Below are 8,962 nucleotides of genomic sequence, written 5' to 3'. Positions count from 1 at the left end.
CCAAATGCCCCATATATCCATATTTGTGACATTTGAGAAAGAAAATCATGATTTTACACGTGAATGCGCACATAAACGGTGTCAACTGTCACAAATATTGCAATTTGTGACAGTTGCGTGCCGAAAGTGCGCGGTTTGAGGGCTGGATTGTCACATAAGTGACCGACCGTCACATGCTTGTGCCAGGTGGTGAGCCTCGGTCACGACTTTTTACCCTTCGGCAAACGTTTTTCGTGTTGCCCGCAACCTTTGCAGTGACGAACAACGATCGGCAACGAAGTTGTCGAAGTGCAACGAGATGAATTTCAACACGCAATACGCAAGCACTCGCCCGCAAAGGCCCAACTCGGTCATCCGATTCAATGAATTTCTTTCGTTCAACTTATATAGTAGTGCCATAACGTTTCATTTTCTACTTGCTCGTAAGCGATGGTATACTGGAGGAGTTTGAAGGAGGCTATTATGAACAAACGTTTGAAACACCGCTTTTACTTTACGTTTGCGGCCCCGGCCGCTTTTGTTACGATGATCGTCTTAATTGTTTTGCTTGTGAATCCACTGCCTCCAATTATTCTTTTCGGTACACTTACACTCGTTTATTTGCTCTTAGGTTTCTATCACTTAAACCATCATAAACAAAATCGCAAACAATGAAAGGAACGATCCTGTTGACCTCTATGTTTCTCGCTGAGGATGCTTGGCTCATCACTTATGTGTCACTCCTCGCTCTTTTCATCGCGCAATATTTTTTACATCATTTGATTGGGAAATCGAACTACTCTTCTTTACACGGGCAACAAAAGAAAACGTGGAAAACGTACACGTCTCACCCCCGATATACGATCAGCATTACTTTACTCGTGCCTGCCGTTGCTGCTCTTCTCCACGCCATTAGCATCCAGGTGGACAGTGGGTGGGTGACCGTCACTGTAGGCATTATCGTGTTTGCGATATACTTGTATGTGTTACTAGAACTTGCCTTTTTACTTGCGGCAAATGTATTGCTTAGAATGCGCAAGTACAGAGATACAAGAACGTTAGAAAAGCATACAGGCATCGTCTTTTTTGTACTTGCTCCTATGATTTTCTTCGTTTCGTTCCTCGTTGACTGGGCGCTTGTCACATGGGCACCTGTCTTTCTCATCATCTTCGGATTTGCCTTTTACTTCTTGAGTGACCAAGAAGATAAGAAAAAACGAAAAAAACAATTTCGCTAAACTTATGATACAATTTTGTTATTTAGGAGGTGGTCGTATGCTAATGGGAGGTTGTTTACTCTTAGGGCTTGGCATTGGCTTTTTTATCGATAACGTTGTTGGAGGGGCTCTTGTCGGCCTCGGTGCAGGGATGATTGCAGAATTCTTTCGACGCTAACGACGATCAGCGGTTAGCGTCGATTTTAATGTTTGCATTTTTTTGGTGGAGCGTTGCGAGGAATTCTGTTTCATCGGCGGGAGCAATTTTCACAGATCGGTAAATTCCTTTGTCGTAATGGATAACAAGTCCACGTTTTGCCATCGCTAAACTGAACCCGAACGGATACATTTGTTCATACGTGTCCACAGCCCGAATGTCATTGTAATCAATAATCGTGTTGTAATGACCGGACCGGGCGTAGAGAAATTCATCATGCAGCTCATACCGTAGACGGACGACCCGAAAGATAGCGAGCGCGACGTAAATGACGAGAAGCGTAGAAATGATGAACACAAACGCGGGTTGCTGATTCTGAAACATAAGAAAAACGAATATTGAGATAAAAATGGCCCATCCAAGAAATAGCAACAGGACGACGCTCTTATCTCGTTTTGGGGCAAAACTCATCGCTATTCACCTCACCTCTCCCCATTTTCTCATACTTGTTTGCAAAGTTAAATGGAAGTAAGGGTTTCAAAATGATGAATCCCGTGAACATATAACTATAAGCATCTAATTTTCACACTCGCGTTCTAGCAGGATCCAAAGAAGCGGTAGCGAATGTAAACAAAAGAAAGGATCGTGGTCATAGCATGTCAACGACGTTGATTATTGTGATCTTCATCTTCTTACTTTTGTTTATCGTTTACGCGGATCACTTGGCTTGGAAGACGATTGCTGAGGCGCCTTCAGAACGAGCAACGCATGTCATCCGAAAGCATAGCATTCTCACAGGGCGAGGGGTAAAGTGCCGACTCCGCACCATTACGCCAAAGCTTGGTGCTGGTTCGACTTCTCTTGGCATCTCGACGACTCGGCTTGAGGTGCACCGCCGTGATGCGACGCAGGCGGACCAATATTTGGCTGATGCTGAAGACGAAACACGATACGAGTAAAGGTGGTTGAAAACCAATGAGCGTATTTGATTATACTGTGGACAAAAGTAATGGCGAAGAATTTCCGCTCTCTGAATATAAGGGCGAGGTTTTATTAATTGTGAACACGGCAACAAAATGCGGGTTCGCCAATCAATTTGACGGCTTGGAGGAGTTGCACCAGTCGTACAAAGACGACGGACTGCGCGTTCTCGGATTCCCGAGCAATCAATTCATGAGCCAAGAACCGGTTCCTGACGATCAGATGGAAGAATCATGCCGCTTGAACTTCGGAGTGACGTTTCCACTGTTTAAAAAGATTGATGTGAAAGGGAAACAAGCAGACCCTTTATATAAACATTTAAAAGAACAACAAGGCGGCGTATTCGGAGACGAAATTAAGTGGAATTTCACGAAGTTTCTTGTCGATCGTGAAGGACAAGTCGTCAAACGATTTGCGCCGAAAGATAAACCAAAAGACATTGAAGCTTCCATTAAAGAACTGCTCTAAAATAAGACGATCGCGCATTGATTGTGCGCGATCGTCTACTTTAGGTTGAGCTGCCAAGATACGCCAAAGCGGTCGTTCACCCAAGCAAACTTCTGACTAAACCCGTAATCCCCGATCGGCATGAGCTCGTTACCGCCTTCTTTCAGTTCGGTATACAAGTGATCAATTTCTTCCTCGTTTTCACAAGTGATGTACATCGAAATCGATGGGGTAAAAGTGAAGTCATGCTGAATATGGCTGTCGATGCACATAAATTCCTGGTCTTTCACCATAAAACGGGCGCGCAGCACGGTTCCTTCTTCTCCAGGACCATCAGGACCGTAACGCTCAATGGCTTGGATTTTCGCATCCTTAAATACGGATACGTAATGGTTCATGGCTTCCTCAGCGATTCCTTCTTGAAACATGAAAAACGGCAGCATTTGTTTCATGAATTTCCCCTCTTCTCTTTATAGAATTTCTACATCTGTTAGGTTGGCATCGGTGCTCCGCAAATATGCAATCGTTGTGCTATCCATTTTCGATCCGGTAAAGTCACAATGTTTCACCGTGCAATCTTTAAAGGTGACGTTTCGAAATGTCGCACCGTAAAAGGACGTTTGTTTTAGTGTACATTGCTTAAACTCTGTCCGCCTGAAGGTTTCATAACTGAAATCTGCATATGAGAGGGTACAGTATAAAAACCGGGCATCCTCATAAGAGCAATTCTCAAACGAAGCCGATTTCAATGAACTGTAATTAAACTTCGTGCGATTTAAGTTCGTTTCTAAAAAGACGACGTGATCCATAGTCGAGTGACTAATCTTGCTCTTTTCCAAATCCGCGTTGCTGAATTCTGAGTGGTTAAGGTTGCTGCTGTTGTATTTCCCACCGATCGTGGCAACATTGGAAAAATCCGCTCTCTTCATCGTTTCATTACTATATTTCAAACGTTCATTCTTTTCTTTTGGCTCATCATTCATTTGAACGACGTCAAAGTCTTCTTCCTTCACAAAACGTTCCTCCTAACGGTTGTCGTTAAAAATGATAACTCCGCGGGCAAACGGTCGTTATCATTCATTTTCTGATCCTTCTTCTAACTGCCTGCGCTTATGTGATAAATAACTCGTTACGAGAACAAAAGGCAAGAGGATAAGTGCAGTATCTCGTAGTTCGGTCACTCCTACAACAATTCCAGCAAAAGCAAAACCAAACACGACGAGACAAACGGATACGTTTACAATTCTAACGGTAGACACTGAAAATCGAAGTAAAAAATTATTCATACTCATACTTTATCATAAATGGTGTGAACGTTTCTCTACGTTTTGCTCAGAAGAGCCGATCATTCTTTTTATATACGCTTGTATATACGTAAAACCAAACGCCCACAGTAGAACGAGCACGCTCGCCATCGTCCATGTGTAAGCGCCAATCGAGGTCGTAAGTGTACTCACATGTATAATCATCATAGTAACGGGAAGAAGCGCACCAATGACCATGCCGTACTTGAGAATAGCGAGTTCATTTACGTCCCTTTTTACTTCAGGACTCGTCGTCCACAACACAACAGCTCCAGTCACGACGAGCGGAATTCCAATGAAATATAATAACGAATCCACAGCTGTGAACGCCGGATTTATTAACGTTGCTGAGTTGACGAGCATTCCAATAAACATCAAGTAAAATGCGACACGAAAAATCATTCGGTGTAAGTAATCCGCTGTGTTTTCTGTAGAAGACGTCATATGATCCTCCCCTTTACCCTCTATAGCGATCATCTCTCTTTTTTCCGCCGTTCATTGGATTTTTTCGTACGCGGAATCGTATTCGGACTTTGTTTTCGAATCCAGCGAATAAACGAGCGTAACTTAGCATCTTCTTTTAAGGCGCGGATGGTCGTTAAACGTGCTGCAATTTCCTGGTTTGTGTACAGTGCATGAATCTGTTTATGACAAGGAATGCATAGATTGGCCGTCTCCCCAAACGTTCCACCTTCAACTTTGGGAAGCAGATGGTGCGTCGTGCATTTCACCGGATGTCGACCACACAGTTCACAAGTGCTCATGGGAACCACCTTTCTTATAACCTTTACCCAAAACGCTCTTATTTCATGTCAATACCGAGCATTTTCGTTGCTGTTCACTGATACTTCCCGCTACTATAGGTAAATATAAAGAAAACGAAGGAGACGATACTTTATGGATGCATTTGTGTTCCGAAACCCAACGAAACTTATCTTCGGTGAAGATCAAACGAAAGCTCTCGCTGATGAGCTACCCTCATTCGGTAAAAATGTTCTACTCGTATACGGAGGAGGAAGTATTAAAGCAAACGGCTTGTACGATCGTGTCATCGAGCAACTAAACGGTGCCGGCAAAACAGTCATAGAACTTGCCGGTGTGGAACCGAACCCGAGGTTAACGACGGTTCGAAAAGGGATTGAACTCATTGACGAACATCATGTTGATTTCATCCTTGCCGTTGGTGGTGGGAGTGTGATCGACGCAACGAAAGCGATTGCCGTTGGCGCCAAACACGAAGGTGATATTTGGAACGTCATTACAAAAAAAGAAACCGCACAATCGGCAATGCCATTTGGCACAATTCTTACCCTCGCCGCAACGGGATCAGAAATGAACGCGGGGTCTGTCATTACAAATTGGGAAACGCAACAAAAGATCGGCTGGTCCAGCCCTTCCAGCTATCCGACATTTTCAATACTCGATCCGATAAATACAGTTTCTGCACCTCGTGACCATACGATGTATGGAATCATTGATATGATGACACACGTATTGGAAGCCTACTTCCACCCAGCTGAACATACACCATTGCAAGACCGGATTTGTGAATCGATTTTGCAAACGGTGATGGAAGCTGGACCCGAGCTGTTAGAAGACCTGACAAACCTTGATCATCGAGAAACAATTCTCTATTCAGGAACGATGGCGCTTAACGGCATTACGCAAATGGGAGCAAGAGGTGATTGGGCACACATAACCTTGAGCATGCGGTATCTGCCGTATCTGACATCCCTCATGCCGGAGGGTTGGCCATTTTGTTCCCTCATTGGATGAGAAAAAGCGTCGATGTGAATCCAGCAAGGGGCGCGCAACTCGCCGTCCGTGTGTTCGGTGTTGATGGAGCAGACAAAACGGATCGAGAGATTGCTCTAGAAGGCATTGATCGCCTTGCTTCGTTTTGGGCTGACCTCGGGGCACCGACACGACTCGCTGATTACGAGATTGGCACCGATCAGATTGAACAAATGGCCGGAATTGCTGCTGCGAACGGACCGTTTGGAAACTACTTTAAAATGGATGAAGCAACCGCTTATGATCTGCTAAAGAAAGCATTGTAAACGATATAGTGCCAGGGGCACTAACGCTCCCTGGCACTTCTTCTACTTTACTTAAGTCATACATAAGATAAAACGAAAAAATATTTTCGGTTTTATGTTGATTTTTGACTCGTGTTTCTCTCTTTACGTAGTAGGAAAGGAGTGATTGCTTTGAAAGCTGATGCTGTATTTGAAGGCGGTGGCATTCGAGGGATTGCATTCGCCGGGGCCATCTCTGCCATGGAGGAACACGGGGTAGAATGGGTCAGGCTCGCAGGGACCTCGGTCGGTTCCGTCGTTGCGGCACTGCTCGCAGCCGGTTATACGAGTAAAGAAATTCGTGCGATGCTTGAAACGCTCGATTATGAACAATTACGCGGTCGTACGTGGGTGAATCGTATCCCGATCATCGGCAACTTATACAACTTACTCTTTCACCTCGGCATCTACAAAAACAACTACCTCGAATCGTGGGTCCATAAACGCCTGCTAGAAAAAGGGATTCAAACGTTTGCCGACCTCCCTGATGAACGTTTAAAAATCATCGCTTCTGACATTACGAATGGGCAGATGCTCGTATTCCCCGATGATCTGCCGCGCTACAACATGACACCTAAAGATCTGAATATTTCAAAAGCCATTATGATGAGTACGTCCATGCCTTTCTTTTATCGCCCGGTCGTTTGGAAAACGAAAAACCAAAAAAAGTCCTACATTATCGATGGAGGTCTGTTGAGCAACTTCCCGGTTTGGTTGTTTGATGTCGAAGATCCCGAATTCCCGACATTTGGCTTTCATTTTATTAAAGAAGAAATTCGGGCAAATGCAACGATCCCAACGCCGTTTCATCTTTTCCAAAATATATTCAGAACGATGATGCAAGCCCATGACCTTCGGCATTTCAATGAGAATACGAGTGAACGGACGATCAAAATCGATACCGGGGAAATTACCGCTACCGACTTTGAATTGAACCGAGAAGAAATGCAATTTCTCTATAATTCAGGTTATGAGAGTGCACGCACATTTATGGAAGGTTGGGACTTCGAATCTCACAAATGGAAGCGAACGAAAACGAATCGTTAAAACCATCTTCCAATAAGGTCTTGTACCCATTGTACAAATGAAAATTGCTGATCTTCTTCTTCAGTAACCGTTTCTGAGGCTGCCTGAACTTGAAATGAGTCCAGCGTCGGTCTAAGCGTCTGTCTAACGAGTACGTCATCGTCGGCATCACGGATGACTAACTGACCTTCATCAACTTCATGAGACACCTCTTCACCACGAGCTACTGTATAATACGCACCTTGAACGACTTCGTATTCTTTTCCATCGTCTCCCTCAAAGAAGTCCCCTTCTTCAAGGATTTGCGTTTCGTAGTTTTGTCCTGCATAGCGAAGTAGCGCCCGTGTATCTTCGTATGAATCGTTCGCCGTTAAGGCATTCATTGTTACGACAATGTATTCATCATCTTCAATTTCTGCCATCGTAGCTAAAGTGAATCCTGATTGGGAAACGAATCCATTTTTGACGCCAATCACCTCGTCATGATCTCTGACTAATTGATGGTGATTGTAGATCGTCGTCTCCCAGCTCTCACTTTCCCAATCAAACTCTTCAATGGCCGCCAACTCCCGAAATGCGTCGTTATTCATCGCATATTGGGTAATGATGGCCATATCTTCTGCGGTCGTATAATGATCCTCATCAAACAGTCCATGGGCATTCGTAAAGTGTGTATTCTCCACGCCAATTCGTTCTGTTAAATACTCGTTCATGACACGCTGAAACGCTTCTTCGCTACCGGCGAGGTGTTCAGCAATGGCGACACCGGCATCATTACCAGAGTTAATGAGCAATCCTTTGATAAGTTGACCGAGCTCAATATCTTCTCCTTCCATGAGGAATACGGTTGTTCCAACAGCTTCGGTCGCTGCTTCACTGATTTCGACAGAGTCGGTCCATTCTCCATATTCAATCGCAATAATCGCTGTTAATATCTTCGTCATGCTGGCAGGAAACATATGCTGCTCAGCTTGTTTATCGTAAATAACGTCTCCAGACTTGGCATCGATGACGATGGCCGTTTCACTTGTAATCGTTGGAGACTCGGTTTCGGTTGCTTTTCCCATAACAGGAAAAAACAGCATACCTATGGCACTGAGTAATGCTACGCTTCGTTTAATTGTCATAACCACCCTATAAACGACATGTTCTGCATAGCATTTTACCGCAAAACACATGAAATTTTAAATGACATTTTCATTACAAGGATCAAAAATACAGTGCTAGAAATAGCATTGTTACGCATATGTTGGAGGATGAGGAGGGGTTTTATGTATCTCCATACTGTACAGGAAGGCGAGACGCTTCCTTCCATTGCTGCTGATTACCGTGTGTCGCTCACACAATTACTCCAACAAAATGCTGGGGTCAATCCGACGCAACTACAAGCCGGGCAAACCATACGTATTCCTGGACTGCCCGACCCTAGAACGATACCATATACGATTCGTGTTTCCATACACAATCACACCCTCACACTACTCCAAAACGGCGCACCGATTCGCGTGTATCCGATCGCTGTCGGTCGCATGGTTACGATGACTCCGGTAGGGTCTTTTGTAATCGTAAATCGCCAACCAAACCCTGGAGGTCCATTCGGTACGATGTGGCTCTCGCTTTCTAAGCTTCACTACGGCATACACGGAACAAACGATCCAGCCTCAATTGGTCACTCCGTCTCCCACGGTTGCATCCGGATGCACAACGCCGACGTTAACGAATTGGCAAGCATTGTGCCTAATGGAACCCGTGTGACGATTGAGTCTTAATGAC

General features: G+C 44.6%; 13 protein-coding genes and 1 pseudogene. 7 read left to right on the top strand and 7 right to left on the bottom strand.

What is annotated here, in order from left to right:
* The first annotated feature begins 462 nt into the window (after positions 1–462).
* Together JCM19039_RS15445 and JCM19039_RS15440 are read left to right on the top strand one after the other, a co-directional pair.
* Entirely contained in the window at positions 463–654 is a 192-nt protein-coding gene (locus JCM19039_RS15445; protein ID WP_042400626.1) for a hypothetical protein, read from the top strand.
* Positions 655–668: 14 nt separating this feature from the next.
* A complete protein-coding gene (locus JCM19039_RS15440; RefSeq protein ID WP_042428832.1) occupies positions 669–1,217 on the top strand; it encodes a hypothetical protein in 549 nt (182 codons plus the stop codon).
* 163 nt (positions 1,218–1,380) lie between these two features.
* Here JCM19039_RS15440 and JCM19039_RS15435 read toward each other — a convergent pair whose 3' ends face one another.
* The gene (locus JCM19039_RS15435; protein WP_042428829.1) at positions 1,381–1,824 is read right to left on the bottom strand and encodes a PH domain-containing protein; all 444 of its coding nucleotides are present in this window, start codon (positions 1,822–1,824) and stop codon (positions 1,381–1,383) included.
* 185 nt (positions 1,825–2,009) lie between these two features.
* Here JCM19039_RS15435 and JCM19039_RS15430 point away from each other — a divergent pair, with 185 nt between their 5' ends.
* Together JCM19039_RS15430 and JCM19039_RS15425 are read left to right on the top strand one after the other, a co-directional pair.
* Positions 2,010–2,312 (top strand): hypothetical protein, encoded by a 303-nt coding sequence (locus JCM19039_RS15430; protein ID WP_042400635.1) that lies wholly within the window; start codon positions 2,010–2,012, stop codon positions 2,310–2,312.
* A 16-nt stretch (positions 2,313–2,328) separates the two neighbouring features.
* Positions 2,329–2,802 (top strand): glutathione peroxidase, encoded by a 474-nt coding sequence (locus JCM19039_RS15425; RefSeq protein WP_042400639.1) that lies wholly within the window; start codon positions 2,329–2,331, stop codon positions 2,800–2,802.
* 35 nt (positions 2,803–2,837) lie between these two features.
* Here JCM19039_RS15425 and JCM19039_RS15420 read toward each other — a convergent pair whose 3' ends face one another.
* The 5 genes from JCM19039_RS15420 to JCM19039_RS15400 are packed head-to-tail and all read right to left on the bottom strand — an operon-like array spanning position 2,838 to position 4,849.
* A complete protein-coding gene (locus JCM19039_RS15420) occupies positions 2,838–3,233 on the bottom strand; it encodes a VOC family protein (protein WP_042428826.1) in 396 nt (131 codons plus the stop codon).
* A gap of 18 nt (positions 3,234–3,251) precedes the next feature.
* Positions 3,252–3,794, bottom strand: a complete 543-nt coding sequence (locus JCM19039_RS15415; RefSeq protein ID WP_042428823.1) for a pentapeptide repeat-containing protein — start codon at positions 3,792–3,794, stop codon at positions 3,252–3,254.
* A gap of 60 nt (positions 3,795–3,854) precedes the next feature.
* Positions 3,855–4,067 (bottom strand): hypothetical protein, encoded by a 213-nt coding sequence (locus JCM19039_RS15410; protein WP_042400644.1) that lies wholly within the window; start codon positions 4,065–4,067, stop codon positions 3,855–3,857.
* Positions 4,068–4,079: 12 nt separating this feature from the next.
* Complete coding sequence (locus tag JCM19039_RS15405; RefSeq protein ID WP_042428818.1) at positions 4,080–4,529, bottom strand: hypothetical protein; 450 nt, start codon at positions 4,527–4,529, stop codon at positions 4,080–4,082.
* Positions 4,530–4,558: 29 nt separating this feature from the next.
* Entirely contained in the window at positions 4,559–4,849 is a 291-nt protein-coding gene (locus JCM19039_RS15400; protein ID WP_042400649.1) for a restriction endonuclease, read from the bottom strand.
* 133 nt (positions 4,850–4,982) lie between these two features.
* Here JCM19039_RS15400 and JCM19039_RS15395 point away from each other — a divergent pair.
* Together JCM19039_RS15395 and JCM19039_RS15390 are read left to right on the top strand one after the other, a co-directional pair.
* A pseudogene (locus JCM19039_RS15395) lies at positions 4,983–6,145 on the top strand (iron-containing alcohol dehydrogenase).
* Positions 6,146–6,295: 150 nt separating this feature from the next.
* Positions 6,296–7,210: a patatin-like phospholipase family protein gene (locus tag JCM19039_RS15390; protein WP_042428815.1), complete on the top strand. Its 915-nt coding sequence runs from the start codon at positions 6,296–6,298 to the stop codon at positions 7,208–7,210.
* Here JCM19039_RS15390 and JCM19039_RS15385 read toward each other — a convergent pair.
* A complete protein-coding gene (locus JCM19039_RS15385; RefSeq protein WP_193744264.1) occupies positions 7,207–8,316 on the bottom strand; it encodes a D-alanyl-D-alanine carboxypeptidase family protein in 1,110 nt (369 codons plus the stop codon). The genes JCM19039_RS15390 and JCM19039_RS15385 overlap by 4 nt on opposite strands.
* 144 nt (positions 8,317–8,460) lie before the next feature.
* Between JCM19039_RS15385 and JCM19039_RS15380 the strand changes: the two genes are divergently transcribed.
* A complete protein-coding gene (locus tag JCM19039_RS15380) occupies positions 8,461–8,958 on the top strand; it encodes a L,D-transpeptidase family protein (protein ID WP_042428810.1) in 498 nt (165 codons plus the stop codon).
* The last annotated feature ends 4 nt before the right edge of the window (positions 8,959–8,962 follow it).

The sequence above is a fragment of the Geomicrobium sp. JCM 19039 genome (assembly GCF_000698145.1).
In the GTDB taxonomy this organism is placed as follows: Bacteria; Bacillota; Bacilli; order Bacillales; family Marinococcaceae; genus Geomicrobium_A.
The sequence above is the reverse complement of the archived record's forward strand: the minus strand, read 5'-3'. Positions and strand labels throughout refer to the sequence as shown.

Bases quoted from the DNA above. Each gene is read 5' to 3' on its own strand.
- JCM19039_RS15445 (WP_042400626.1), top strand. From the start codon at position 463: ATGAACAAACGTTTGAAACACCGCTTTTACTTTACGTTTGCGGCCCCG.
- JCM19039_RS15435 (WP_042428829.1), bottom strand. From the start codon at position 1,824: ATGAGTTTTGCCCCAAAACGAGATAAGAGCGTCGTCCTGTTGCTATTT.
- JCM19039_RS15430 (WP_042400635.1), top strand. From the start codon at position 2,010: ATGTCAACGACGTTGATTATTGTGATCTTCATCTTCTTACTTTTGTTT.
- JCM19039_RS15425 (WP_042400639.1), top strand. From the start codon at position 2,329: ATGAGCGTATTTGATTATACTGTGGACAAAAGTAATGGCGAAGAATTT.
- JCM19039_RS15420 (WP_042428826.1), bottom strand. From the start codon at position 3,233: ATGAAACAAATGCTGCCGTTTTTCATGTTTCAAGAAGGAATCGCTGAG.
- JCM19039_RS15410 (WP_042400644.1), bottom strand. From the start codon at position 4,067: ATGAATAATTTTTTACTTCGATTTTCAGTGTCTACCGTTAGAATTGTA.
- JCM19039_RS15405 (WP_042428818.1), bottom strand. From the start codon at position 4,529: ATGACGTCTTCTACAGAAAACACAGCGGATTACTTACACCGAATGATT.
- JCM19039_RS15400 (WP_042400649.1), bottom strand. From the start codon at position 4,849: ATGAGCACTTGTGAACTGTGTGGTCGACATCCGGTGAAATGCACGACG.
- JCM19039_RS15385 (WP_193744264.1), bottom strand. From the start codon at position 8,316: ATGACAATTAAACGAAGCGTAGCATTACTCAGTGCCATAGGTATGCTG.
- JCM19039_RS15380 (WP_042428810.1), top strand. From the start codon at position 8,461: ATGTATCTCCATACTGTACAGGAAGGCGAGACGCTTCCTTCCATTGCT.